Source organism: Pseudomonas sp. PMCC200344 (genome assembly GCF_030053095.1).
Lineage (GTDB): Bacteria > Pseudomonadota > Gammaproteobacteria > Pseudomonadales > Pseudomonadaceae > Aquipseudomonas > Aquipseudomonas svalbardensis.
In genome coordinates, this window is sequence record NZ_CP125618.1 from 1,970,492 (window position 1) to 1,996,086 (window position 25,595).

A 25,595-nucleotide genomic window follows, 5' to 3' on the forward strand; every position below is an offset into this window, starting at 1 on the left:
ACGGCTTTTGTTCATGAGTACGGGGTGACGGATGCGCGATCGACTGTTGGCTGCGGAGAAGGTGAAGGCCATCGATTGGCGTGATGGCGCCCTTTGCCTGCTGGATCAGCGTATTTTGCCGTTCGAGGAAACCTGGATCGCCTACACAAGCGCTGCTGGCGTGGCCGAGGCCATTCGTTCGATGGTGGTGCGCGGTGCGCCGGCGATTGGCATCACTGCCGCGTATGCCATGGTCCTGTCAGCCCGGGCGCGAATTGCCGAGGGCGGTGACTGGCAGGCCGCATGGGAGGAGGATTACGCATTGTTGGCCGATTCTCGTCCAACGGCGGTGAATCTGTTCTGGGCCTTGAGTCGCATGCGTGACCGCCTGGATCGTCTCAAGGGTGATGCAGACCCTCTGGCGGCGCTGGAAGCCGAGGCCATCGCCATTCATGAAAGCGATCGCGAAGCCAACCTGACGATGGCGCAACTGGGCGTGGACCTGATCCGCAAGCACCAGGGCAACGCCCAGGCGATTCTGACCCACTGCAACACCGGCGCGCTGGCCACCGGCGGCTTTGGCACGGCGCTTGGCGTCATTCGTGGCGCTTTCATTGAAGGCATGGTCGAGCGCGTCTATGTCGACGAAACCCGTCCATGGCTGCAAGGTTCGCGGTTGACCGCATGGGAATTGGCCAACGAAGGCATTCCCGTCACGCTCAACGCGGATTCCGCCGCTGCCCACATCATGAAGACCAAAGGCATTACCTGGGTGATCGTCGGCGCTGACCGGATCACCGCCAATGGCGACGTGGCCAACAAGATCGGCACCTATCAGCTGGCGGTGAACGCCATGCACCATGGCGTGCGCTTCATGGTGGTGGCGCCGAGTTCGACCATCGACATGAACCTGGCCAGCGGTGATGACATCCCGATTGAAGAGCGCGATGGTCGCGAGTTGCTGGAAGTCGGCGGCAAGCGGGTCGGGGCGGATGTCGATGCGTTTAACCCGGTGTTCGACGTGACCCCGGCGGACTTGATCGACGCGATCGTTACCGAAAAAGGCATCGTCGAGCGCCCGGACACCGCGAAAATGGCGCAGTTGATGTGTCGTAAGCGTCTGCATTGATGATCTCTGTCGCCAGTTAGAAAGCCTTCGCGAGCAGGCTCGCTCCCACAGGGGATTTGTGGATGACGCACATCCAATGTGGGAGCGAGCCTGCTCGCGAAGGGGTCATAACAGTCACCGAACTCCCCCCATTCACCCCGTAATTCTTCATTCAAAAGGGCTCTAAGCCTCTCTCGTCCCCTTCAAGCCTGTCACCGGTCAACTAACTATGCTCCATGCGCATCAGGGGGATAGGTGCGTGGCGGCTCTTGTGATAACATCCGGCGGTTTCCAAGGTAGCCCGATGTGGCTGCCTTTACTGCGCAGATCCATGGCATAACTCGTTGATTTGTCGTAAGTCGGTGCATGGCACTCAGCCTGCAGCGGCGAGCTTCGTTCGTCCCATATGGATGTGACGAAGTTTCACCAGAAAAAGGAATCAGGCTTCTCATGGGCGAACTGGCCAAAGAAATCCTACCGGTCAATATCGAAGACGAGCTGAAGCAGTCCTACCTCGACTACGCGATGAGCGTAATTGTCGGGCGGGCACTGCCGGATGCGCGCGATGGCTTGAAGCCCGTGCACCGGCGTGTGCTGTTCGCGATGAGCGAGCTGGGCAACGACTTCAACAAGCCGTACAAGAAATCTGCCCGTGTTGTCGGTGACGTGATCGGTAAGTATCACCCTCACGGTGATACCGCGGTGTACGACACCATCGTTCGGATGGCGCAGCCATTCTCGCTGCGTTACCTGCTGGTAGACGGTCAAGGCAACTTCGGTTCCGTGGACGGCGACAACGCCGCCGCCATGCGATACACCGAAGTGCGCATGACCAAGCTGGCGCACGAGCTGCTGGCTGACCTGCACAAAGAAACCGTGGACTGGGTGCCGAACTACGACGGCACCGAAATGATCCCGGCGGTCATGCCGACCCGTATTCCCAACCTGTTGGTCAACGGCTCCAGCGGTATCGCCGTGGGCATGGCGACCAACATCCCGCCGCACAACCTCGGTGAAGTCATCGACGGTTGCCTGGCACTCATCGACAACCCTGAGTTGACCATCGATGAGCTGATGCAACACATCCCCGGTCCGGACTTCCCGACCGCCGCGATCATCAACGGTCGCGCCGGCATCATCGAAGCCTACCGCACCGGTCGTGGCCGCATTTACATGCGCGCCCGCTCGATGATCGAAGACATCGACAAGGTCGGTGGCCGTCAGCAGATCGTCATCACCGAACTCCCTTACCAGCTGAACAAGGCCCGTCTGATCGAGAAAATCGCCGAGCTGGTAAAAGAGAAGAAGCTTGAAGGCATCACCGAACTGCGCGACGAGTCCGACAAGGACGGTATGCGCGTCGTGATCGAACTGCGTCGCGGCGAAGTGCCTGAGGTGATCCTCAACAACCTCTACGCCCAGACCCAGCTGCAAGCGGTGTTCGGTATCAACATCGTCGCGCTGATCGACGGCCGTCCGCGGATCCTGAACCTCAAAGACCTGCTGGAAGCCTTCGTTCGTCACCGTCGCGAAGTTGTTACCCGCCGTACCGTATTCGAACTGCGTAAAGCCCGCGAACGTGGCCACATTCTGGAAGGTCAAGCGGTTGCCCTGTCGAACATCGACCCGGTCATCGCCCTGATCAAAGCCTCGCCAACGCCGTCGGAAGCCAAGGAAGCGCTGATCAAGACTGCGTGGGAATCTTCCGCCGTGGTCGCGATGGTTGAACGCGCTGGCGCTGACTCGTGCCGTCCAGAGACCCTGGACCCGCAATACGGTCTGCGCGAAGGCAAGTACTTCCTGTCGCCGGAACAGGCACAAGCGATTCTGGAACTGCGTCTGCACCGTCTGACCGGCCTGGAACACGAAAAGCTGCTGGCCGAGTATCAAGAGATCCTCAACCAGATCGGCGAACTGATCCGCATCCTCAGCAGCGCTACGCGTCTGATGGAAGTGATCCGCGAAGAGCTGGAAGTGATCCGCGCCGAATACGGCGACGTGCGCCGCACCGAGATTCTCGATGCCCGTCTCGACCTGACCCTGGGTGACATGATCCCGGAAGAAGAGCGCGTCGTGACCATTTCCCACGGTGGCTACGCCAAGACCCAGCCATTGGCTGCGTACCAGGCTCAGCGTCGTGGCGGTAAAGGCAAATCGGCTACTGGCGTGAAGGATGAGGATTACATCGCTCACCTGCTGGTCGCCAACAGCCACACCACGCTGCTGCTGTTCTCCAGCAAAGGCAAAGTGTACTGGCTCAAAACCTACGAAATCCCGGAGGCTTCCCGCGCTGCCCGTGGTCGTCCGCTGGTCAACCTGCTGCCGCTGGACAGTGATGAATACATCACCACCATGCTGCCGGTCGACGAATACACCGAAGGTCACTTCATCTTCATGGCCACTGCCAAAGGCACCGTGAAGAAGACCCCGCTGGAATCCTTCAGCCGTCAACGCAGCGTTGGCCTGATCGCGCTGGAACTGGATGAAGGTGACGTACTGATCTCTGCCGCCATTACCGATGGCGAGCGCGAAGTCATGCTGTTCTCCGACGGCGGCAAGGTCACTCGCTTCAAAGAAACCGACGTTCGCGCCATGGGTCGTACCGCTCGCGGTGTCCGCGGCATGCGTCTGCCGGAAGGTCAGAAGCTGATTTCGATGTTGATCCCGGAAGAAGGCAGCCAGATCCTGACCGCTTCGGCCCGTGGTTTCGGCAAGCGCACGGCGATCACCGAGTTCCCTGAGTACAAACGTGGTGGTCAGGGCGTTATCGCCATGGTCAGCAACGACCGTAACGGCCGTCTGGTCGGTGCAGTCCAGGTGCTCGACGGCGAGGAAATCATGCTGATTTCCGACCAGGGCACGCTGGTTCGTACTCGCGTCGACGAAGTCTCCAGTCTGGGTCGTAACACCCAGGGCGTGACCCTTATCAAACTGGCCAGCGATGAAACGCTGGTAGGTCTGGAGCGGGTTCAGGAGCCGTCGGAAGTCGAAGGTGAAGAGCTGGAAGAAGGTGAAGAGGGTGCAGTGTTCGACGGCGAAGTCGTAATCGACGACATTGTTGAAGATCAGCAACTCGACGCCGCAGCCGACGAAGAACCGCAGGAGTAAGCGGACAGACAGGGGGCGGATAAGAATTCGCCCCCTTGTTGTTTGTCCGTAATGAAATATCGACACCACTGGAGATCCCTTGTGGGAGCGAGCCTGCTCGCGATGCAGGCGCCGCGTTGCGTCTGATGTATCGCGGTGATGCAATCGCGAGCAGGCTCGCTCCCACTAATCTCTGTTTCAGCAGGGACCCGGTGTCGGCTGATAATGCGATTTACTGCGTGATACCACCAAATCAGAGCGAGATTGGATGTGAGCAAGAGAGCCTATAACTTCTGTGCCGGTCCTGCGGCACTTCCCGAAGCTGTCCTGCAGCGCGCCCAGGGTGAACTCCTTGATTGGCACGGCAAGGGCCTGTCGGTCATGGAAATGAGCCATCGCAGTGATGAGTTCGTGTCCATCGCCACCAAGGCCGAGCAGGATCTGCGTGATCTGCTGAATATCCCCTCGAACTATAAAGTGCTGTTTCTGCAAGGTGGCGCCAGCCAGCAATTTGCTCAGATTCCTCTGAACCTGTTACCGGAAAGCGGCACCGCCGACTATATCGACACCGGTATCTGGTCGCAGAAAGCCATCGAAGAAGCTTCGCGCTACGGAAACGTCAACGTTGCCGCTACCGCCAAGCCTTACGACTATTTCGCTATTCCCGGTCAGAACGAATGGAACCTGTCGAAAGACGCGGCCTACGTTCACTACGCGCCGAACGAAACCATCGGCGGTCTGGAATTCAACTGGGTCCCGGAAACCGGTGATGTCCCGCTGGTCGCCGACATGTCTTCCGACATTCTCTCGCGTCCGATCGATGTTTCGCGCTTCGGCATGATCTACGCCGGCGCCCAGAAGAACATCGGTCCGAGCGGCATCGTCGTCAACATCGTTCGCGAAGACCTGCTGGGTCACGCCCGTTCCCTGTGCCCGACCATGCTCAACTACAAGGTCGCGGCCGACAACGGCTCGATGTACAACACTCCGCCAACCCTGGCCTGGTACCTCTCGGGTCTGGTATTCGAGTGGCTGAAAGAGCAGGGTGGTGTTGAAGCCATCGGCAAGCTCAATGAAGTGAAACAGCGCACGCTGTACGACTTCATCGACGCCAGCGGCTTGTACAGCAACCCGATCAACAAGTCGGATCGCTCGTGGATGAACGTACCGTTTCGCTTGGCTGACGACCGTCTCGACAAGCCATTCCTGGTCGGTGCCGAAGAGCGTGGCCTGTTGAATCTCAAGGGTCACCGTTCCGTGGGTGGCATGCGTGCCTCCATCTATAACGCCGTCGACATCGTTGCGGTCAACGCACTGATTTCGTACATGGCAGAGTTCGAGAAGGAACACGGCTAATGTCTGAGCAAGAACTCAAGGCACTGCGCCTGCGCATTGATGCCCTGGACGAGAAAGTCCTGGAGCTGATCAGTGAGCGCGCACGCTGCGCCCAGGAAGTTGCGCGAGTAAAGATGGCCTCGCTGGCCGAAGGCGAAGTGCCGGTGTTCTATCGTCCTGAGCGTGAAGCTCAGGTGCTCAAACGCGTCATGGAGCGTAACCAGGGGCCGCTGGGCAACGAAGAGATGGCGCGGTTGTTCCGCGAAATTATGTCCTCGTGCCTGGCCCTCGAGCAGCCATTGAAAGTGGCTTACCTCGGCCCTGAAGGTACCTTCACCCAAGCGGCGGCCATGAAGCACTTCGGTCACGCGGTGATCAGCAAGCCGATGGCGGCAATCGACGAAGTGTTCCGCGAAGTGGCAGCCGGTGCGGTGAACTTTGGCGTGGTTCCGGTGGAAAACTCCACCGAGGGCGCGGTCAACCACACCCTCGACAGCTTCCTCGAACACGACATGGTGATCTGTGGCGAAGTCGAGCTGCGGATTCACCACCACCTGTTGGTCGGTGAAAACACCAAGACCGACAGCATCAGCCGCATCTATTCTCACGCCCAGTCCCTGGCCCAGTGCCGCAAGTGGCTGGACGCGCATTACCCGAATGTCGAGCGCGTGGCGGTGTCCAGCAACGCCGAAGCGGCCAAGCGGGTCAAGGGTGAGTGGAACTCGGCGGCGATTGCCGGCGACATGGCCGCAGGCTTGTACGGGCTGACCCACCTGGCCGAGAAAATCGAGGATCGCCCGGACAACTCCACGCGATTCCTGATGATTGGCAGCCAGGAAGTGCCGCCGACCGGCGACGACAAGACGTCGATCATCGTCTCCATGAGCAACAAGCCCGGCGCACTTCACGAGTTGCTGGTGCCGTTCCACGACAACGGCATCGACCTGACGCGAATCGAGACGCGTCCGTCGCGCAGCGGTAAATGGACCTACGTGTTCTTCATCGACTTCGTCGGCCACCACCGCGACCCACTGGTCAAAGGTGTGTTGGAAAAGATCAGTCAGGAAGCAGTGGCACTCAAAGTGCTGGGTTCCTACCCGAAAGCAGTTCTCTAAGGGCGGTAGCAAATGAGTGGTGACTTCCTCGCTCTGGCACAGTCGGGCGTGCAACAACTTTCGCCTTACGTTCCGGGCAAGCCCGTGGACGAACTGGCGCGCGAGCTGAACATCGATCCGGCCAGCATCGTCAAACTGGCCAGCAACGAAAACCCGCTGGGCGCCAGTCCCAAGGCTCTGGCGGCGATTCGCGAAGGATTGGCCGAGCTGACCCGCTATCCAGACGGCAACGGTTTTGCGCTCAAGACCCTGCTGGCCGATCAGTGCCGCGTCGAGCTCAATCAGGTGACGCTGGGCAACGGTTCCAATGACATTCTGGAGCTGGTCGCCCGTGCCTATCTGGCGCCAGGTCTGAACGCCGTGTTTAGCGAACATGCGTTTGCGGTCTATCCAATCGTCACGCAAGCCGTCGGCGCTACGGCCAAAGTGATTCCGGCCAAAGACTGGGGCCATGATCTGTCGGCCATGCTGGCCGCGATCGATGCCGATACCCGCGTGGTCTTTATCGCCAATCCGAACAACCCGACCGGGACCTGGTTTGGCGCCGAGGCTCTGGACGAATTCCTGCAGGACGTACCGGAACACGTGCTGGTGGTGCTGGACGAGGCCTATATCGAATACGCTGAAGGCAGCGACTTGCCGGACGGTCTGGACTACCTGGCGGCTTACCCGAACCTGCTTGTTTCGCGCACGTTCTCCAAGGCCTATGGTCTGGCGGCGTTGCGGGTCGGTTATGGCTTGTCCACTTCGGTGGTCGCGGATGTGCTAAACCGCGTCCGTCAACCGTTTAACGTTAACAGCCTGGCCCTGGCTGCTGCATGCGCTGCGCTGCAAGACGCCGAGTACCTGACTGAAAGCCGTCGCCTGAACGAATCCGGCATGCAGCAACTGGAAGCGGGTTTCCGTGAGCTGGGGTTGAGCTGGATTCCGTCCAAGGGCAACTTCATCTGCGTCGATCTGAGCCGTGTTGCGGCACCGGTCTTCCAGGGCTTATTGCGCGAAGGCGTGATCGTGCGTCCGGTGGCCAATTACGGCATGCCGAACCACCTGCGCATCACCATCGGTCTGCCGGCGGAAAACAGCCGCTTCCTCGAAGCGCTGACCAAGGTTCTGGCTCGTGGTTGATGTCACTGCACTGCAATCTGCTGAACCTATGATCGGTCGCCTGGTGGTGGTCGGTCTGGGGCTGATCGGCGGTTCGTTTGCCAAGGGTTTGCGTGAAAGTGGCTTGTGCCGCGAAGTGGTCGGGGTCGATCTCGACCCGCAGTCGCGCAAACTGGCGGTTGAATTGGGTGTGGTGGATCGCTGCGAAGAAGACCTGGTCACCGCATGCCAGGGCGCTGACGTGATTCAGCTGGCCGTACCGATCCTCGCCATGGAAAAAATGCTCGGCCAATTGGCCGGCATGGATTTGGGGCAAGCGATTCTGACTGACGTCGGCAGCGCCAAAGGCAATGTGGTGCGGGCAGCAACCGAGGCGTTTGGCGGCATTCCGTCGCGATTCGTGCCGGGGCATCCGATTGCCGGTTCCGAGCAGAGCGGGGTGGAAGCCTCTAACTCAGAGCTGTTCCGTCGCCATAAAGTGATTCTGACACCGCTGGATCAGACTGATCCGGCAGCCCTGGCAGTGGTCGACCGGTTGTGGCGCGAATTGGGCGCCGATGTCGAGCGCATGCAGGTCGAGCGTCATGACGAAGTGTTGGCGGCGACCAGCCATTTGCCGCACTTGTTGGCGTTCGGTTTGGTCGATTCGTTGGCCAAGCGCAATGAAAACCTTGAGATCTTCCGTTACGCTGCGGGCGGTTTCCGTGATTTCACAAGAATCGCGGGTAGCGACCCGGTCATGTGGCACGACATCTTCCTCGCCAACCGCGAAGCTGTCCTGCGCACACTCGATACATTTCGCAGCGACCTCGACGCCTTGCGCGACGCGGTCGATGCAGGGGATGGGCACCAATTGTTGGGCGTGTTTACGCGCGCCCGGGTTGCCCGCGAACATTTCAGTAAAATCCTGGCCCGCCGGGCTTATGTGGACGCTATGAATTCCAACGACCTGATTTTCCTGGCACAACCTGGTGGCCGCCTGACTGGGCGGATTCGCGTACCGGGCGACAAATCAATTTCCCACCGTTCGATCATGCTCGGCTCCCTGGCTGAAGGCGTCACCGAAGTGGAAGGTTTTCTCGAGGGCGAAGACGCCCTGGCAACCTTGCAGGCCTTCCGCGACATGGGCGTCGTGATCGAAGGTCCGCACCACGGTCGCGTGACCATTCACGGCGTCGGCCTGCATGGCTTGAAACCTGCGCCGGGCCCGATCTATCTGGGCAACTCCGGCACTTCGATGCGTCTGCTGTCTGGCCTGTTGGCTGCGCAGAACTTCGACAGCACGCTGACGGGCGATGCTTCGCTGTCCAAGCGTCCGATGAATCGCGTGGCCAATCCACTTCGTGAAATGGGCGCCGTGATCGAGACTGCTGCTGAAGGTCGTCCGCCGATGACCATTCGTGGCGGCAACAAGCTCAAAGGCTTGACCTACACCATGCCGATGGCCAGTGCCCAGGTTAAATCCTGCCTGTTGCTGGCGGGTTTGTACGCCGAAGGCAAAACCACCGTCACCGAGCCGGCTCCAACCCGCGACCACACCGAGCGCATGCTGCGTGGCTTCGGCTACCCGGTTTCCGTCAACGGTGCGACCGCTTCGGTCGAGTCCGGCCACAAGCTGACCGCGACCCACATTGAAGTGCCGGGCGACATCTCGTCTTCCGCGTTCTTCCTGGTGGCGGCATCGATTGCCGAAGGTTCGGAGCTGGTGCTTGAGCACGTCGGCATCAACCCGACCCGTACCGGCGTGATCGACATCCTGCGTCTGATGGGCGCTGACATCACCCTGGAAAACCAGCGTGAAGTGGGTGGCGAGCCAGTAGCTGATCTGCGCGTACGTGCAGCTAAACTCAAAGGTATCGAGATTCCCGAAGCGCTGGTTCCGCTGGCCATCGACGAATTCCCGGTGCTGTTCGTGGCTGCCGCCTGTGCCGAAGGGCGCACCATCCTGCGTGGCGCGGAAGAGCTGCGGGTTAAAGAGTCGGACCGGATTCAGGTCATGGCGGATGGCTTGCTGGCGCTGGGCGTCAAATGCGAACCGACTCCGGACGGCATCATCATCGACGGCGGCCAGATCGGCGGCGGCGAAGTGCACGGTCACGGCGATCACCGGATTGCCATGGCCTTCAGCGTGGCATCGCTGCGCGCCACTGCACCGATCCGCATTCATGATTGCGCCAACGTCGCGACGTCGTTCCCGAACTTCCTCGCGCTGTGCGCGCAGGTCGGTATCCGTGTTGCACAAGAGGCTCAGTCGTGATTATCAAGCCACCGGTCATCACCATCGACGGGCCTAGCGGTTCGGGCAAGGGCACTATTGCCGGAATTCTGGCCAAGCGCCTGGGCTGGTGCCTGCTGGATTCCGGTGCGCTGTACCGTCTGCTGGCATTCGCCGCGCGTAACCATGGCGTCGATCTGACCAATGAAGAGTCGCTGAAGCTGCTGGCCGCTCATCTGGATGTGCAGTTCGTCGGTGCGACCGAAGGTCATCCGCAGCGGATCATTCTCGAAGGTGACGATGTCACTGATGATTTGCGCAACGAACAAGTTGGCGCCTGGGCTTCCCAGGTCGCTGCACTGCCGGCGGTGCGTGATGCGCTGCTCCAGCGCCAGCGGGCGTTTCAGGAGGCTCCGGGTCTGGTGGCCGATGGCCGCGACATGGGCACGGTGGTTTTCCCGGATGCACCGCTGAAGATATTCCTCACTGCCAGTGCCGAGGAGCGTGCGCGCCGTCGATACTTGCAGTTGAAGGGCAAAGTCGATGGTGTTAGTCTGTCGAGTCTGCTAGATGAGATACGTGTCCGCGATGAGCGTGACACCCAGCGAGCGGTAGCCCCGCTCAAGCCGGCGGCTGACGCCATACAGCTGGATTCCACGGAATTATCCATCGATCAGGTGCTGGAACGCATCATGAGCGAGATCGCCATTCGCGATATCGCCGGGTGACCAAGAAACTCCGTAGGGGACCAGTCATAGTCTTGCGGTGTTTCTTCTAATGAACATAACCCACGTCGTCTGGGACGTGGAGATGGGCGTATCCTTCGCCCTTATTCAACAGGAATTAAAATGAGCGAAAGCTTTGCGGAACTCTTTGAAGAAAGCCTAAAAACCCTGAACCTTCAGGCAGGCTCCATCATCACCGGTGTTATCGTTGATATCGATTACCAAGCTCGCTGGGTAACCGTTCACGCTGGCCTGAAGTCTGAAGCACTCATCCCGCTTGAGCAGTTCTACAACGATGCTGGCGAACTGACTATCAACGTCGGTGACGAAGTTCACGTTGCTCTGGACTCGGTTGAAGACGGCTTTGGTGAAACCAAGCTGTCCCGTGAAAAAGCCAAGCGCGCTGAATGCTGGATTGTTCTGGAAGCAGCCTTCGCAGCCGAAGAAGTGGTCAAGGGCGTTATCAACGGTAAGGTTAAAGGCGGCTTCACTGTCGACGTTAACGGCATCCGTGCGTTCCTGCCAGGTTCTCTGGTTGACGTCCGTCCTGTGCGCGACACCACGCACCTGGAAGGCAAAGAGCTGGAATTCAAGGTCATCAAGCTTGACCAGAAACGCAACAACGTTGTCGTTTCCCGTCGTAGCGTCCTCGAAGCCGAGAACTCCGCTGAGCGTGAAGCTCTGCTGGAATCCCTGCAGGAAGGTCAACAAGTCAAAGGTATCGTCAAAAACCTCACCGATTACGGCGCATTCGTCGATCTGGGTGGCGTCGATGGCCTGCTGCACATTACCGACATGGCTTGGAAGCGTATCAAGCATCCTTCCGAAATCGTCAACGTTGGCGACGAGATCGATGTCAAGGTTCTGAAGTACGATCGCGAACGCAATCGTGTTTCCCTGGGCCTCAAGCAACTGGGCGAAGATCCATGGGTTGCTATCAAAGCCCGTTACCCAGAAAGCACTCGCGTTACCGCTCGTGTAACCAACCTGACCGACTACGGCTGCTTCGCTGAGCTGGAAGAAGGCGTTGAAGGCCTGGTACACGTTTCCGAAATGGACTGGACCAACAAGAACATCCACCCTTCGAAAGTCGTACAAGTCGGCGACGAAGTGGAAGTTATGGTTCTGGACATCGACGAAGAGCGTCGTCGTATCTCCCTCGGCATCAAGCAGTGCAAATCTAACCCATGGGAAGATTTCTCTGGCCAGTTCAACAAGGGCGATAAAATCTCCGGCACCATCAAGTCGATCACCGATTTCGGTATCTTCATTGGTCTGGACGGCGGCATCGACGGTCTGGTTCACCTGTCCGACATCTCCTGGAACGAAGTGGGCGAAGAAGCCGTTCGCCGCTTCAAGAAGGGCGACGAGCTGGACACCGTTATCCTGTCGGTTGACCCAGAGCGCGAGCGCATCTCCCTGGGTATCAAGCAACTGGAAAGCGATCCGTTCTCCGAGTACGTTCAAGAGAACGACAAAGGCGCAATCGTTAAAGGCATCGTGAAAGAAGTTGACGCTAAAGGCGCCATCATCACTCTGGCCGACGATATCGAAGCGACTCTGAAAGCCTCCGAAATCAGCCGTGACCGCGTTGAAGACGCGCGCAACGTTCTGAAAGAAGGCCAGGAAGTAGAAGCCAAGATCATCAGCGTTGACCGCAAGAGCCGCGTAATCCAGCTCTCCATCAAGTCGAAAGACGATGCTGAAGAGAAAGAAGCAATCCAGAGCTTGAAAGACAAGCCTACGGATAGCATCGCTGCTGGTCCTACCACTCTGGGCGACCTGTTGCGTGCACAAATGGAAAAACAGAACTAAGTTCTGTCAGACCATAAAAAAGGGCGACTTCGGTCGCCCTTTTTTGCGTCTGCGATTTGGTGATTCTGATAGTTTCGCGGCGCTGCGATTGTTTGCCGTGAAACCAATCCTCCCGACAAGTTGTCTCTTTCTTTAATCGGATCAATCGTTTATTTGCAGCTAGTCTTTAGCTTGAAGCGAACGACCGTCGGGCGGCGTGTCCGGCCTAAGGAAGCGAATGAACAAGCTCATTGTCGTGATAGCAGTACTGACACTGGCAGGCTGTACCACTAATGCCAAGACTCACGCGGTGCGTGGGGTCAGTGGTATCGAGATCGATTGTTCGGGGCTGGGGTCGGGATGGGAGAAGTGTCGCAAGCGAGCGAACAAGGAGTGCAAGGCGGCTGGCTACAAAGTTGTAGCCAGATCCGATGATGCCAAAGACGAGGATGAGTACCCCTTTGGCTTTAATCCCGCGGGCTATCTGACGCGCACCATGCTGGTCATCTGCAGATGAGTGAGTAATGGCGCGACGGTGTTTCAGAGCCCTTCGTGTCCAGCATCCCGATGCTGGCAGATATACGTCAAAACATGGGCTGTTCAAATTCCTCCGGTCATGCTAAAACCTTGATAGCGATTTTCCTAGCTGCTTGAAAAAGAAGGGAAAAATATGACGAAGTCGGAGTTGATCGAACGAATTGTCACCCATCAGGGGCTGCTCTCATCCAAGGATGTGGAGCTGGCCATCAAGACTATGCTCGAGCAAATGTCTCAATGCTTGGCCACCGGGGATCGCATTGAGATTCGTGGGTTTGGCAGCTTCTCCTTGCACTACCGCGCGCCGCGGGTGGGGCGTAATCCGAAGACCGGTCAGTCGGTCAGCCTCGACGGCAAGTTCGTGCCGCATTTCAAGCCAGGCAAAGAATTGCGCGATCGTGTGAACGAGGATGAGGAGGAAGGGCTTTGACGGCTACCGCAATTAAAGGAACCGCTCATGCGTAACCTCAAGCGTATACTGCTCGCCGTAATCGTCCTGTTGCTGGCTTTGGCGATCCTGGCGTTCGTTCTCGAGAATCAGCAATCGGTTTCCCTGCTGTTCCTGGGTTGGGCGGGGCCGCAACTACCGGTATCGCTGGTCATGGTTGTTGCGTTGCTGATTGGGATGGTGATCGGGCCGATTCTTGGCTGGTTTCTGGGACGTACGTCCAGAGTTTCACGCAAGCGCCTTGTCTGATTGCGACATGACGTGCAAGGCGCACTAAGCTTTAGCCACAGCTTGTCTATATCCATTAGTAAAACCGTCATTAAGCTGTAAAATGCTGCGCTTGTCCGATAGTGGCGTATGCCCACGTCGGTTCAAACTGACTCTGTCAGAGGCCTCAGCTGACTTGATGGCTTCTGCATTCATGGATTAGACAGTGCTCGGTTGGCGGCCCTGTCAGTAACTCAAGGGTATGGTTTCGCGTGAAAATTCTAGTAACCGGCGGCGCCGGGTTTATCGGCTCGGCAGTCATCCGTCATATCATCTCCAACACTAATGACTCTGTCGTAAACGTCGACAAGCTGACTTACGCCGGTAACCTTGAATCATTGGCCGAAGTTAGCCAGAACTCGCGTTACGTGTTCGAGCGCGTCGACATCTGCGACCGCGATCAGGTTGACCGCGTCCTGCGTGAACACCAACCAGATGCGATCATGCACCTGGCCGCTGAGTCCCACGTTGATCGCTCGATCTCTGGTCCGTCTGAGTTCATCCAGACCAACATCATCGGCACTTACACCCTGTTGGAAGCTGCGCGCCACTATTGGGCTGCGCTGGATGATGCGCGTAAAGCCAACTTCCGCTTTCACCATATTTCAACTGACGAAGTTTACGGAGACCTCGAAGGTCCGGAAGACCTCTTCACCGAAACCACACCGTATCAGCCAAGCTCGCCATACTCCGCCAGCAAGGCCAGTTCCGATCACCTGGTTCGCGCCTGGAGCCGAACTTACGGCTTGCCGACCCTGGTCACCAACTGCTCGAACAACTACGGTCCATGCCATTTCCCTGAGAAGTTGATCCCGTTGATCATTCTCAATGCACTGGAAGGCAAGCCGCTGCCGGTCTACGGCAAAGGTAATCAGGTCCGCGATTGGCTCTACGTCGAAGATCACGCCCGCGCACTGTACAAAGTCGTGACCGAAGGCGTTATCGGCGAGACGTACAACATCGGTGGTCATAACGAAAAGCAAAACATCGAAGTGGTGTATACCCTGTGCGCACTGCTCGACGAACTACGTCCCAATTCTGCTCACCGTCCACATGCCAGCCTGATCACCTATGTTCAGGATCGCCCGGGCCATGACCAGCGCTACGCAATCGACGCCAGCAAAATCCAGCGTGAACTGGGTTGGACGCCGGAAGAAACCTTTGAAACCGGCATCCGCAAAACGGTCGAGTGGTACCTCAACAATACTGAATGGGTAGCCCACGTGAAGAGCGGTAGCTACCAGCAGTGGATCGACCAGAACTACGCTGATCGTTCGAACAAAGTATGAAAATCCTTCTGCTTGGAAAAAACGGCCAGGTAGGCTGGGAGCTGCAGCGCTCCCTCGCACCACTGGGTGAGTTAATCGCCCTGGATCGCCATGCGGTCGATGGATTGTGCGGCGATCTGTCTGATCTCGACGCCTTGCGCGCAACGATCCGTCAGGTTAAACCCGACGTCATCGTCAACGCTGCGGCCTACACCGCCGTCGATAAAGCCGAGTCCGAGACCGAGCTGGCCAACCGTGTGAACGGTCAGGCAAGCCAGGTCATGGCCGAAGAGGCCGCGACTCTGGGTGCTTGGCTGATCCATTACTCGACTGACTACGTCTTCAGCGGCCAGGGTTCTGCACCGTGGCAAGAGTCAGATGCAGTCGCCCCGGTGAATCACTACGGCGCCAGTAAACTGGCCGGCGAACAAGCAATTACCGCATCGGGATGCAAACACCTGATCTTCCGCACTAGCTGGGTCTATGGCGCTCGCGGCAACAACTTCGCCAAGACCATGCTGCGTCTGGCCACGGATCGCGAAACCTTGAGCGTTATCGCTGACCAGATCGGAGCTCCGACGGGGGCGGACCTGATTGCCGACGTGAGCGCGTTGGCCATTCAGCAAGTTCTGCAACGTCCCGAGCTGTCGGGCTTGTATCACTTGGCGGCCAGTGGCGAAGTGTCCTGGCACGGCTATGCTAGCCATGTGATCGGTTTCGCCCAAGACAACGGCGAGCAGCTCGCCGTAACGGCGATCTATCCGATTGAAACGACGGCTTATCCAACACCTGCGCGCCGCCCTCTGAATTCGCGTTTGAATACTCAGAAGCTGCGTGACAACTTTTCTCTACACTTGCCGGATTGGCAAAGTGGCGTAACCCGAATGCTTAGGGAAGTTCTGAATAAATGAGCACGACAAATCGTAAAGGCATCATCCTCGCTGGCGGTTCGGGCACGCGTTTGCACCCGTTGACCCTCGGTGTGTCCAAGCAGATGCTGCCAATCTACGACAAGCCGATGATCTTTTATCCGCTGTCGGTACTGATGCTCGCGGGTATGCGTGAAATTCTGATCATCTCCACCCCGGAAGACCTGCCGTGCTTCCGAAAGTTGCTGGGAGACGGCAGTTTGTACGGCATCAAGTTGACCTACGCCGAGCAGCCTAGTCCGGACGGCTTGGCACAAGCCTTCATTATTGGCGAAGAGTTCATCGGTAAGGATCCTTGCTGTCTGATCCTGGGTGACAACATCTTTTACGGTCAGCACTTCTCTGACAACTTGCGGTCGGCCAGCAGCCAACAAACCGGCGCTACCGTATTCGGTTATCACGTGTCCGATCCGGAGCGTTTCGGGGTCGTTGAATTCGACGCATCGGGACGTGCCTTGAGTATCGAGGAGAAACCACTCAAGCCAAAGTCCAACTACGCCGTTACGGGGTTGTACTTTTACGATAATCGGGTCGTGGAGATAGCGAAGGGTATCTCGCCATCTGCCCGAGGCGAGCTGGAAATTACCGACGTTAATCGTGCCTATCTGGAGCAGGGGGTTCTCAATGTCGAGATGTTGGGTCGAGGCTTTGCTTGGTTAGACACGGGTACACATGATTCTCTGCTTGAAGCCAGCCATTTCGTCCATACGATCGAAAAGCGTCAAGGCTTGAAGGTCGCGTGCCTTGAAGAGATCGCATTCAATAATGGATGGATCACTATTGAAGAATTGCTCTTGCAGGCTGATCGATTGAAAAAAACGGGGTATGGGCATTATCTGCAGACCCTTGCGCAATCAGCGTCAGGCCACGGTGAATAGTTTTTGTCGTCACAAACTCTAGCTGTTTGAGCCATAGCGACATCAAATTAGGACCTTATCGAACGTCTTGATAGGTTTTCAAAATTAATAAAAGGTCAGTTTCTTTATGCAAAATAGTCCCGTGAATCCTAGTGCATCACAGGAGATCGATTTCGGGAGTGTTCTCAGAATATTGTGGGAACAAAAGTGGATGGTGATAGGTGTGGCTGCTATTACAACCGCACTTGCAGCGGTTTATGCATACACGAGCACACCTGTCTATGAGGCACGTGCATATGTGATACCCCCAACACAAAATGATATTGCCAACTTTAACTATGGTCGTTCCAAGGAAGCAGAGCTTTCGCCTTATAAAGTCAAAGACGTCTACGGTATTTTTGTCCGGAACTTGCAGGCTGAGTCCCTGCGGCGAAAGTTTTACGAGGAAAAGTACCTTCCGATGTTGAGTAGCAGCGAACGTGAAGGTCCGCAGGATGTGCTTTACTCACAATTCAGTAAGAAGATTGTAGTGCTGCCGCCAAGTAAAGACGCACCTGATCGCTATTTGATTATTGCTCAAAATAAAGACCCGGTGGTTGCGAAAGAATGGGTTGATATCTATATCGAACGTGCGGGCGAACGCGCAGAAAACGAAATGTTCAAAAACGTGTCTCGTGAAGCCGAAGTGCGAGCTCGTAATCTTGCGCAGCAAATTGATTCCTTGCGCGAAACCGGTAAACAGAACCGCGAAGACGCGATCACCAAACTGCGTGAGGCTAGGGAAGTCGCTAGCGCGATTAAACTCGAAAAACCGCCGATCATCACTGGTAACCCAGCTGTAGAAATTGCAGGAAGCATGGATGGGCAGTTGATTTACATGCGCGGTACCAAGGCGCTTGAGGCGGAGATCAAAAATCTGGAAGCTCGGGTTTCTGATGATCCGTTCATCGGCCGTCTCAGAGAACTTCAAGCGAAGTACAGCTTTTTCAAAGAGCTGCAAGCTCGCACTCGAGACGTCGCGGTCTACCGTGTTGACGGTGCAGTCGAGCTACCTGATACGCCAGTCAAGCCTAAAAAGGTGGTTATCACATTGCTTGGATTGTTGTGTGGTCTCGTGCTTGGCTGTATGGCAGCAGTGGCGTACCAGATCTTTGTCAGACGAGAAATTAAGCACTGATTTTCCAGCCCGGCTTTAAACTGCTTGATTAGCAAAATATTCGGCGCACTGGCTGGTGCCAACTGCACCCTTGGCCTCTACGAAAACTCTCGTTTTTGCCTTGCCTGGGTAGGGGGAGCGCTAGAAATCTGGCGGACCAGACCACACTCATCGTTTTCGTAATGAGCACCCGTTGCAGGTAGAATGTTGAACAAATCTACAGGCTTGAGTTCGGAGAACGATTGCCTGGTCCCGCGTCACGTTGTTTGCTTGCTACCGCGGGGTTCCGTCTGAGCTCACCTGCCGTCAACATAAATGGGCTAGGACTGGTCAAACTGAATGCATTATTGGTAGTGCCGGGCGTATGGCTGACCAAGAAACGACTATTTTTGATATGTGTATGGATATGAAGATTCATGATGCGAGGAGCGACTTAAGCGCTCCTCGGCAGCAAACGTGGTATCTCATTCAATGCAAACCTCGCCAGGATGGACGCGCCGAGGAGCATTTGATTCGTCAGGGCTATCAATGCTCGCGGCCTACCTGCCTTCGAGAAAAAACGGTAAGAGGGCAGCGTCAGTGGCTTACTGAATCTCTTTTTCCGGGGTATCTGTTTATCAATCTCCCTGACGATGCAAATTGGGTTCCTTTGCGTTCGACTCGAGGTGTCGCCAGAGTGGTAGGTTTTGGCGGTACACCTTTGCCTGTCAGTGACTCTCTCGTCGTTGAGCTTCAGGATCGTTCTGCGCAAACCCTCAAGTCAACGCTTGGCGACGATGATAAACTGAGCAGTCAAGGCAGCGCCTTTCCTGAATTGGACGCCATTTTCATGACGGCGGATGTAGATCAGCGCGCATTGCTTTTCATCGATTTAGTTACTCGCCAACGGAGCTACCCAGGAAACTGACGGGTGACAGGTCCGATTAAGGCTTGCTCGAATTAAAAAGAGACGAGTGGGCTTGACATGATTGTGTACATCGTTCTCAGGAAGCTGACGTTAAATCCTGGGGCGGTAGCGTGTTTTAAAATCTGTGCAGTGCCAGTTCGATCCAAAAATTTTGAAGTCAGCCTCGATAATCTAGATCGTCTGCATGAATGAATATCAATTTTCCTCAGCGTTGGTAAAAAAATGCCCTTAAAAGTACTTTCTGTATTTGGAACCAGGCCAGAAGCTATAAAAATGGCTCCTCTCGCGCTGGCGCTCGCAGAGGACGATCGTTTCGAGTCGAAAGTTTGTGTCACTGCTCAACACCGACAAATGCTGGATCAGGTGCTGGATCTGTTTGAGTTAAAACCAGACTATGATCTGAATATCATGCAGCCTGGCCAGGATCTGAACGGGGTGACGACCGCGATCCTGCAGGGCATAAAAGAAGTTTTTGAAGATTTCAAACCCGATATCGTGCTGGTCCACGGCGATACTGCGACGACATTTGCAACTGCCCTGGCAGCCTATTATCAGCAAATTCCCGTCGCCCATGTTGAAGCCGGTTTGAGAACAGGAAATCTTTATTCTCCCTGGCCCGAAGAGGGTAACCGCAAGCTCACCGGTGCGTTGGCTGCACTGCATTTTGCTCCGACAGAAAACTCCCGTTCCAATCTTCTGAACGAAGGTATCAAACCTGAGTTTGTGCATGTAACAGGCAACACAGTCATTGACGCGTTGCTGGACGTTGTCAAAAAACTGGAAGCATCAAGCTCGTTAAAAACGGCTCTGGAAAATCAGTTCTCATTTATCCGTAACGCCGAGAAACTGATTCTGGTTACCGGTCATCGTCGCGAAAGTTTCGGTGGCGGTTTCGAGCGTATTTGCCAAGCGCTTGTGGATACCGCCAAGGCATTTCCAGATGTCGAAATTGTCTATCCCGTGCATCTGAATCCTAATGTCAGAGAGCCAATCAACCGTCTGTTGTCGGGTATTGACAATATTCACTTGATTGAGCCATTGGACTATTTGCCTTTCGTTTATTTGATGAATCAGTCATTTATCATTCTGACCGACTCCGGTGGTATTCAGGAAGAGGCACCTTCGCTAGGCAAGCCTGTGCTCGTCATGCGTGAGACCACCGAACGTCCCGAAGCTGTCGAAGCAGGAACGGTCAAACTGGTAGGCACCGAAAGAAACGCGATTGCCGAGAATTTGAAGTTACTGCTGACAGATACCGCGGCCTACGAAAGCATGAGTTTTGCTCATAATCCATACGGTGATGGCAAAGCTTGCCAACGTATAATCGAAGTGCTGGCCGACTATACCGTCGCTGTAAAAAATTAATTTATCGGAATCGGGAGATTTAACTCCCAGGAATTGAAGGGCGGGCATCGTGTTTAAAACTATTTCAGTTATCGGCTTGGGCTATATCGGCCTACCTACCGCAGCGGTTTTCGCATCGCGGAAAATCAAGGTAGTTGGGGTGGACGTGAACAAGCTCGCTGTTGATACCATCAACAAAGGCATGATTCATATCGTTGAGCCGGAACTCGATATCGTTGTTCATGCCGCGGTAACAGAAGGCTACCTGCGCGCGACCCAGACCCCAGAGCCTGCGGACGCATTTCTGATCGCGGTGCCAACCCCATTCAAGGGCGACCACGAGCCCGATCTTTCGTACATCGAATCTGCATGCCGGGCCATTGCTCCGGTATTGAAGTCCGGCGACTTGGTGATTCTGGAATCGACCTCGCCTGTAGGCGCCACGGAGCAGGTAGCTCAGTGGCTGGCTGAAACGCGCACTGATCTTACATTTCCCCAGAGTCATGGAGAGTCGTCTGACATTCGGGTTGCCCACTGTCCAGAGCGCGTCCTGCCTGGGCACGTTCTGCGAGAACTGGTTCAGAATGATCGCGTGATTGGTGGCATGACCGCCAAGTGTTCCGAGCGCGCGACCAAGCTTTACAAGCTTTTTGTGGAGGGGGAGTGTGTCATCACTAACGCTCGGACCGCGGAGATGTGCAAACTCACCGAAAACAGCTTTCGCGATGTGAACATCGCGTTTGCCAACGAGCTTTCGATGATCTGCGATAAGTTGGACATCAATGTCTGGGAACTGATTCGGTTGGCTAACCGCCACCCAAGGGTAAATATTCTTCAACCGGGGCCAGGTGTTGGTGGACATTGCATTGCTGTCGACCCGTGGTTCATCGTGAGCAAAACTCCAGAAGTAGCCAAGATCATTCGATGCGCACGGGAGGTGAACGATTCGAAGCCTGAGTGGGTCATCGACAAGGTCAAGCTGGCTGTTGCAGAGCATCTTCAAGCCAATCCAGATAAAACAGCAAAAGAAGTGACAGTTGCTTGTTTCGGTCTCGCGTTCAAGCCAGACATCGACGATTTGCGCGAAAGCCCTGCGGTGGCGATTACTAAACGTATCGCGCACGAACATCCTGGACGTGTATTTGCGGTAGAGCCCAACATATCGGAGCTACCGGCGGCCCTTGGCGAGCAGGTGGAATTCAAGTCGATAGATGAAGCATTGAGAGAAGCAACAATTGTCTTGCTGCTAGTTGATCATAAAGCCTTCAAAGAGTTGGATGAATCTCGATTCGAAACAGTTAGTTTGATTGATACGCGTGGTGTGTGGGGTAAATAATAAGCCATTTGTTGCTTAGTTTTAATCTCATGGCGCAACTTGTATTGTGCTTGCAAGCAGCTCCTCGCTGGGTGCTGCTTCTTGCTATTTATAGTATTAAGTGAGGAAGGTGCTTGATTTAATTGTAGAGGAGGAAGTAGCCACCGGTAAAAATTAACGATCGAACTTATTAAAGTGAGAGTTAAAATTGTTGCGAAAAGATCTGACAAATATAGTCTCGCTAGCGTGTATTCAAGGAGCAAACGCAGCGCTACCCATTTTGATATTTCCCTACGTCTTGCATTTGTTTGGTTCGGCCAAGTATGCAGATCTTGTAGTGTCAGAAGCTGTGTCGCTAATCGTATTGGCTATCGTGCTTTACAGTTATGAGATCAACGGAGTTTCGCGAGTTGTCAGTTCATATGCACGCGGTGGGATGGCCCTGGCCTCGCAGGTATACTGGGAAGTGCTTGTTTCACGGGTTGTAATTTGGATTGCATGCTTAGGTGTTGTTTTAGTTTCTGGACTTTTTCTCCGTGCTCAATTTTTCTTTTCTTTATTGTGTTGGATGTTGGTGCCGCTTAGCTTTATCTTTCAGTCGACATATTTTTATCAGTCGATAGAAAATAACCTTCCAGTTGCGTTTTTTTCTTTGCTAAGTCGCCTGGCGTGCTGCATAGCTGTATTTCTTATTATAAAGCCTGAAACACCGGTCTACGTTTTACCGTTAATCGTAGGCGGCTGCTATCTCGTAGGGGGGCTTGCCTCATCAATTTATTTGAGAGCGGTACTGGGATTGCAGTATGTAAGCGTTTCGGTTGCTCGCCTAAGGGAGTGCCTGCTTGAAGGGAAAGAGATTTTTTTTGGCAATATCGCGGTGGTTCTTTTCCGGGATTCAAATTTGTTAGTGTTAAGTCTTTTCTCTGTAAATCCTTTGGCTATAGCGAGCTATTCAGTCGTAGAGAAATTTATCAAGGCGTTCCAAGCGTTGATCAGACCGCTCAATCAGTTTTTTTTCACGCGGGCCATTCAAGCATTGCGTGACGAAGTAGTACCCACTCCGCTGGCGCTTGTTAAAATTATGAGATTTACATGGGTGCAATTGCTCGCTCTTGCGATCGTTCTTGTATGCATTGTGATCGGATGGCTGCTATTTAATGACTTTTTTGAGTTTTTGAAGTCCTATCCAAACAAAAATTTTATGGCTGGGCTCTTTTTGTTCATGGCAATTGGCGTATTTTTTGGTGTTGCCAATTTCATGTTGGGAACGGCAGGCCTAAATAACCTGAATTCCAAAAAATACTTCGCCACAATATTGATATTGACAGGCGTCACGACAGTATCCCTCTGTTTGGTACTTAGCAAGATATGGGGCGTTTACGGTGCCGCGACCAGTTTTGTTCTCGGTGAGTTAATTCTTTTCACCCTGATTCTAACCCGATATTTGAAAGTTAAAATTGGGAGTGGGGAATGATAAATATTGCCCTGCTTTCTAAAAAAATTTAGACACCTTGAGTGTCAATGATTAATATACCCGGAGCTAGTATGAGTAAAAGACCCTATCAAATTTGCACGAACTGTGTGATGGACACTACAGACGAAAATATTGTATTTGATGACAAAGGGGTTTGTGATCACTGTAACGGCTACTATCGTGACCTGCTACCTCACTGGGATACCGGGCCCAAGGGTCGGCAGCAGATCACTGAAATTTTCGACAAGATCAAGGCCGAGAATAAAGGTAAGCCATTTGATTGCATAATGGGCATGAGCGGAGGCCTGGATAGCTCATACTTGCTGCATATCGCCGTTAAAGAATTCGGTCTTCGCCCGTTAGTATTTCATGTTGATGGCGGTTGGAATTCCCAGTTGGCGGTACATAACATCGAAGTGATCGTCGAGAAGTTGGGGCTCGACTTGTACACTGAGGTAATTAACTGGGAGGAGATGAAGGACTTCCAACGTGCATTCTTCAAGGCATCTGTTCCGCATATTGATATTCCTCAGGATCACGCTTTTATTGCAACGCTTTACCATTTTGCGAATAAGCACGGAATCAAATATATTCTGAACGGCGGCAACTATTCTACAGAGTGTGTGAGGAATCCGTTGGAGTGGATGTATTACGGCACTGACATGTGGCAGTTGAAAGATATTCATAAAAAGTTTGGTGAGCGTCCTCTTGTTGATTACCCGCTGAGTAGTATCTGGTTTCACAAGGTTTATTTGCGTTTTCTCAAAGGCGTCAAGGTCGTTAAACCTTTGAACTACGTCCCCTACATCCGATCAGAAGCCATAGAAACACTGTCGAAAGAGTACGGCTGGAAGTCGTATCCGCGTAAACATGACGAGTCGCGTTTCACCAAGTTCTATGAAGGCTATTGGTTGCCAACGAAGTTCGGCTACGATACCCGGAAAATTCAGTACTCAAGTTTGATTCTAACTGGGCAAATGACTCGCGAAGAAGCTCTGAGCAATCTGGCCCAGCCGGCATACGATAAAGAAACTATCGAGCAAGATTTCGAATACATCGCGAATAAGTTAGACATGACAGTTGCAGAACTTACAGCGTTGATGAAGTTGCCGAACAAGTCATACCGTGACTACAAATCTCAACGCTATCTATTCGACCTCGGTGCCAAGGTTATGCACATGCTGGGTATGGAGAGGGCCGTCAAGAGATGATCACCGTCATTGATTATGGGATTGGGAACATTTTGTCGTTTATAAATCTTTATAAGCGCCTCAATATCGAATGCCGAGTGGCGACCTCTCATCGAGATCTTGTCGGATCCACTAAACTAATTCTTCCAGGCGTTGGTTCCTTTGACCATGCAATGATCAGCTTGGATCGCTCGGGAATGCGCGAAGGGTTGGATGACCTGGTTCTAAACCAAAAGGTGCCGGTACTGGGTATCTGTGTCGGAATGCAAATGCTTGCCAACTTTAGCGATGAAGGCGAGCTTCCCGGCTTGGGCTGGGTGCCCGGGACCGTCAAGAAGTTTGACTTGGCTAAAGTAAAGCAACTACCCCATATGGGGTGGAATGATGTAGTGCCTTTGAACGAAGGGGGGTTATTCAAAGATTTTCTGGAACCCCCTAAATACTATTTTCTGCATTCTTACTATTTTGAATGTGCGGATCAAAAGCACGCATTAGCTTCTTCGATCTACGGTGAAGAATTTACCTGTGCGGTCAACGCTGGGTCAGTGTATGGGGTGCAATTTCACCCGGAAAAGAGTCATCACTTTGGCGTAAACTTATTAAAGAATTTTTCGGAGTTATAATAAATGCTGCGGCCCAGAATAATTCCGTGTTTGCTCATTCGAAATAAAGGTCTTGTCAAAACTGTAAAGTTTAAAGAATCAAAATATATTGGGGATCCTCTCAATGCAGTAAAAATATTTAACGAGAAAGAAGTCGATGAACTGATCGTTCTCGATATCGATGCCTCGGCGGAAGGTCGCGAACCGGATTATGCGCTTATAAAAAAAATGGCAATGGAATGTCGAATGCCTTTTTGTTATGGCGGTGGTATATCTACGGTTGAGCAAGCGCGCAAAATAATTGGGCTAGGCGTCGAGAAAATTGCGATCAGCTCGGCGGCGATCCAAAATCCTGCTCTGGTTAGAGAAATCGCGCAAGAAATTGGAAGTCAAAGTGTCGTTGTTGTTCTCGACGTCAAGAAAAAACTGTTGGGTGGTCGATACGACGTATGGATCAATAACGGTAAAAAGAACACCGGCAAATGCCTCCTGGAGATGTGTAACGAACTCCAGGAGCAAGGTGTGGGCGAGATTGTTATCAACTCCATCGACTACGATGGTGTAATGAAAGGTTATAATTTTGATGTTGCTGATAAAGTACACCAAAAGGTCCATGTCCCTCTGACGATTCTGGGTGGAGCTGGCTCGTTGGAAGATGTGGGCGCACTGATCAGTAAGTTTGGAGTAGTGGGCGCTGCAGCGGGGAGCCTTTTTGTATTCAAAGGTGTGTATAAAGCTGTGCTAATCAACTACCCAACATTCTCGGAGCGAGATTCGTTGTTGGCGCGATATTTTTCGGCATGATTTTAATTTTTTCTCATTATGTGCGAATCAAACTC

At 54.1% G+C, this 25,595-nt stretch carries 22 protein-coding genes; all 22 read left to right on the plus strand.

Features of this window, described 5'->3' with window-relative positions; all coding sequences use genetic code 11:
- Positions 1–31: 31 nt before the first annotated feature.
- The 22 genes from mtnA to QFW87_RS08965 all read left to right on the plus strand — a co-directional run bounded on the left by mtnA (position 32) and on the right by QFW87_RS08965 (position 25,560).
- A complete protein-coding gene (mtnA, locus tag QFW87_RS08860) occupies positions 32–1,108 on the plus strand; it encodes an S-methyl-5-thioribose-1-phosphate isomerase (RefSeq protein WP_283183654.1) in 1,077 nt (358 codons plus the stop codon).
- Positions 1,109–1,537: 429 nt separating this feature from the next.
- Positions 1,538–4,195, plus strand: a complete 2,658-nt coding sequence (gene gyrA / locus QFW87_RS08865; protein WP_283190291.1) for a DNA gyrase subunit A — start codon at positions 1,538–1,540, stop codon at positions 4,193–4,195.
- Positions 4,196–4,444: 249 nt separating this feature from the next.
- Positions 4,445–5,530 (plus strand): 3-phosphoserine/phosphohydroxythreonine transaminase, encoded by a 1,086-nt coding sequence (gene serC, locus QFW87_RS08870; protein WP_056744078.1) that lies wholly within the window; start codon positions 4,445–4,447, stop codon positions 5,528–5,530.
- Positions 5,530–6,624 carry a prephenate dehydratase gene (pheA, locus tag QFW87_RS08875; RefSeq protein ID WP_283190292.1) on the plus strand — a complete coding sequence of 365 codons (1,095 nt, stop codon included), beginning with the start codon at positions 5,530–5,532 and terminating at the stop codon, positions 6,622–6,624. Before serC ends, pheA begins: the two co-directional genes overlap by 1 nt.
- A gap of 12 nt (positions 6,625–6,636) precedes the next feature.
- Positions 6,637–7,749, plus strand: coding sequence for a histidinol-phosphate transaminase (hisC, locus tag QFW87_RS08880; RefSeq protein ID WP_283190293.1), 1,113 nt, complete (start codon positions 6,637–6,639; stop codon positions 7,747–7,749).
- 28 nt (positions 7,750–7,777) lie between these two features.
- Complete coding sequence (locus QFW87_RS08885) at positions 7,778–9,985, plus strand: bifunctional prephenate dehydrogenase/3-phosphoshikimate 1-carboxyvinyltransferase (protein ID WP_283190891.1); 2,208 nt, start codon at positions 7,778–7,780, stop codon at positions 9,983–9,985.
- Positions 9,982–10,671 (plus strand): (d)CMP kinase, encoded by a 690-nt coding sequence (cmk, locus tag QFW87_RS08890; protein ID WP_008148720.1) that lies wholly within the window; start codon positions 9,982–9,984, stop codon positions 10,669–10,671. The genes QFW87_RS08885 and cmk overlap by 4 nt, the downstream gene beginning before the upstream one ends.
- Before the next feature lie 120 nt (positions 10,672–10,791).
- Positions 10,792–12,483, plus strand: coding sequence for a 30S ribosomal protein S1 (gene rpsA, locus QFW87_RS08895; protein ID WP_283183659.1), 1,692 nt, complete (start codon positions 10,792–10,794; stop codon positions 12,481–12,483).
- 217 nt (positions 12,484–12,700) lie between these two features.
- Positions 12,701–12,979 (plus strand): hypothetical protein, encoded by a 279-nt coding sequence (locus tag QFW87_RS08900; RefSeq protein ID WP_134422176.1) that lies wholly within the window; start codon positions 12,701–12,703, stop codon positions 12,977–12,979.
- A gap of 153 nt (positions 12,980–13,132) precedes the next feature.
- Positions 13,133–13,429 carry an integration host factor subunit beta gene (gene ihfB, locus QFW87_RS08905; RefSeq protein WP_003369729.1) on the plus strand — a complete coding sequence of 99 codons (297 nt, stop codon included), beginning with the start codon at positions 13,133–13,135 and terminating at the stop codon, positions 13,427–13,429.
- Between the two features lie 27 nt (positions 13,430–13,456).
- Positions 13,457–13,696: a LapA family protein gene (locus tag QFW87_RS08910; RefSeq protein ID WP_283190294.1), complete on the plus strand. Its 240-nt coding sequence runs from the start codon at positions 13,457–13,459 to the stop codon at positions 13,694–13,696.
- A 230-nt stretch (positions 13,697–13,926) separates the two neighbouring features.
- Positions 13,927–15,003 carry a dTDP-glucose 4,6-dehydratase gene (rfbB, locus tag QFW87_RS08915; RefSeq protein WP_283190295.1) on the plus strand — a complete coding sequence of 359 codons (1,077 nt, stop codon included), beginning with the start codon at positions 13,927–13,929 and terminating at the stop codon, positions 15,001–15,003.
- Positions 15,000–15,893: a dTDP-4-dehydrorhamnose reductase gene (gene rfbD / locus QFW87_RS08920; protein WP_283190296.1), complete on the plus strand. Its 894-nt coding sequence runs from the start codon at positions 15,000–15,002 to the stop codon at positions 15,891–15,893. Before rfbB ends, rfbD begins: the two co-directional genes overlap by 4 nt.
- The gene (rfbA, locus tag QFW87_RS08925; RefSeq protein ID WP_283190297.1) at positions 15,890–16,789 is read left to right on the plus strand and encodes a glucose-1-phosphate thymidylyltransferase RfbA; all 900 of its coding nucleotides are present in this window, start codon (positions 15,890–15,892) and stop codon (positions 16,787–16,789) included. Before rfbD ends, rfbA begins: the two co-directional genes overlap by 4 nt.
- Positions 16,790–16,895: 106 nt before the next feature.
- Positions 16,896–17,945: a Wzz/FepE/Etk N-terminal domain-containing protein gene (locus QFW87_RS08930; RefSeq protein ID WP_283190298.1), complete on the plus strand. Its 1,050-nt coding sequence runs from the start codon at positions 16,896–16,898 to the stop codon at positions 17,943–17,945.
- 385 nt (positions 17,946–18,330) lie between these two features.
- Entirely contained in the window at positions 18,331–18,831 is a 501-nt protein-coding gene (locus tag QFW87_RS08935; protein WP_283190892.1) for a transcriptional activator RfaH, read from the plus strand.
- 222 nt (positions 18,832–19,053) lie between these two features.
- The gene (wecB, locus tag QFW87_RS08940; protein WP_283190299.1) at positions 19,054–20,196 is read left to right on the plus strand and encodes a UDP-N-acetylglucosamine 2-epimerase (non-hydrolyzing); all 1,143 of its coding nucleotides are present in this window, start codon (positions 19,054–19,056) and stop codon (positions 20,194–20,196) included.
- Positions 20,197–20,242: 46 nt separating this feature from the next.
- Positions 20,243–21,511 carry a UDP-N-acetyl-D-mannosamine dehydrogenase gene (gene wecC / locus QFW87_RS08945; protein ID WP_283190893.1) on the plus strand — a complete coding sequence of 423 codons (1,269 nt, stop codon included), beginning with the start codon at positions 20,243–20,245 and terminating at the stop codon, positions 21,509–21,511.
- Between the two features lie 187 nt (positions 21,512–21,698).
- Entirely contained in the window at positions 21,699–22,964 is a 1,266-nt protein-coding gene (locus QFW87_RS08950) for an oligosaccharide flippase family protein (RefSeq protein WP_283190300.1), read from the plus strand.
- Between the two features lie 71 nt (positions 22,965–23,035).
- The gene (locus tag QFW87_RS08955; RefSeq protein ID WP_283190301.1) at positions 23,036–24,175 is read left to right on the plus strand and encodes an N-acetyl sugar amidotransferase; all 1,140 of its coding nucleotides are present in this window, start codon (positions 23,036–23,038) and stop codon (positions 24,173–24,175) included.
- On the plus strand, positions 24,172–24,777 hold the full coding sequence (gene hisH / locus QFW87_RS08960) for an imidazole glycerol phosphate synthase subunit HisH (protein WP_283190302.1): 606 nt from the start codon (positions 24,172–24,174) through the stop codon (positions 24,775–24,777). The genes QFW87_RS08955 and hisH overlap by 4 nt, the downstream gene beginning before the upstream one ends.
- A 3-nt stretch (positions 24,778–24,780) precedes the next feature.
- Entirely contained in the window at positions 24,781–25,560 is a 780-nt protein-coding gene (locus QFW87_RS08965; protein ID WP_283190303.1) for an AglZ/HisF2 family acetamidino modification protein, read from the plus strand.
- Positions 25,561–25,595 lie beyond the last annotated feature (35 nt).

Excerpts from the sequence above, each read along its gene's own strand:
- mtnA (WP_283183654.1), top strand. The coding sequence starts at position 32 with ATGCGCGATCGACTGTTGGCTGCGGAGAAGGTGAAGGCCATCGATTGG.
- gyrA (WP_283190291.1), top strand. The coding sequence starts at position 1,538 with ATGGGCGAACTGGCCAAAGAAATCCTACCGGTCAATATCGAAGACGAG.
- pheA (WP_283190292.1), top strand. The coding sequence starts at position 5,530 with ATGTCTGAGCAAGAACTCAAGGCACTGCGCCTGCGCATTGATGCCCTG.
- hisC (WP_283190293.1), top strand. The coding sequence starts at position 6,637 with ATGAGTGGTGACTTCCTCGCTCTGGCACAGTCGGGCGTGCAACAACTT.
- QFW87_RS08885 (WP_283190891.1), top strand. The coding sequence starts at position 7,778 with ATGATCGGTCGCCTGGTGGTGGTCGGTCTGGGGCTGATCGGCGGTTCG.
- rpsA (WP_283183659.1), top strand. The coding sequence starts at position 10,792 with ATGAGCGAAAGCTTTGCGGAACTCTTTGAAGAAAGCCTAAAAACCCTG.
- QFW87_RS08900 (WP_134422176.1), top strand. The coding sequence starts at position 12,701 with ATGAACAAGCTCATTGTCGTGATAGCAGTACTGACACTGGCAGGCTGT.
- ihfB (WP_003369729.1), top strand. The coding sequence starts at position 13,133 with ATGACGAAGTCGGAGTTGATCGAACGAATTGTCACCCATCAGGGGCTG.
- QFW87_RS08910 (WP_283190294.1), top strand. The coding sequence starts at position 13,457 with ATGCGTAACCTCAAGCGTATACTGCTCGCCGTAATCGTCCTGTTGCTG.
- rfbD (WP_283190296.1), top strand. The coding sequence starts at position 15,000 with ATGAAAATCCTTCTGCTTGGAAAAAACGGCCAGGTAGGCTGGGAGCTG.
- rfbA (WP_283190297.1), top strand. The coding sequence starts at position 15,890 with ATGAGCACGACAAATCGTAAAGGCATCATCCTCGCTGGCGGTTCGGGC.
- QFW87_RS08930 (WP_283190298.1), top strand. The coding sequence starts at position 16,896 with ATGCAAAATAGTCCCGTGAATCCTAGTGCATCACAGGAGATCGATTTC.
- QFW87_RS08935 (WP_283190892.1), top strand. The coding sequence starts at position 18,331 with ATGAAGATTCATGATGCGAGGAGCGACTTAAGCGCTCCTCGGCAGCAA.
- wecB (WP_283190299.1), top strand. The coding sequence starts at position 19,054 with ATGCCCTTAAAAGTACTTTCTGTATTTGGAACCAGGCCAGAAGCTATA.
- QFW87_RS08955 (WP_283190301.1), top strand. The coding sequence starts at position 23,036 with ATGAGTAAAAGACCCTATCAAATTTGCACGAACTGTGTGATGGACACT.
- hisH (WP_283190302.1), top strand. The coding sequence starts at position 24,172 with ATGATCACCGTCATTGATTATGGGATTGGGAACATTTTGTCGTTTATA.
- QFW87_RS08965 (WP_283190303.1), top strand. The coding sequence starts at position 24,781 with ATGCTGCGGCCCAGAATAATTCCGTGTTTGCTCATTCGAAATAAAGGT.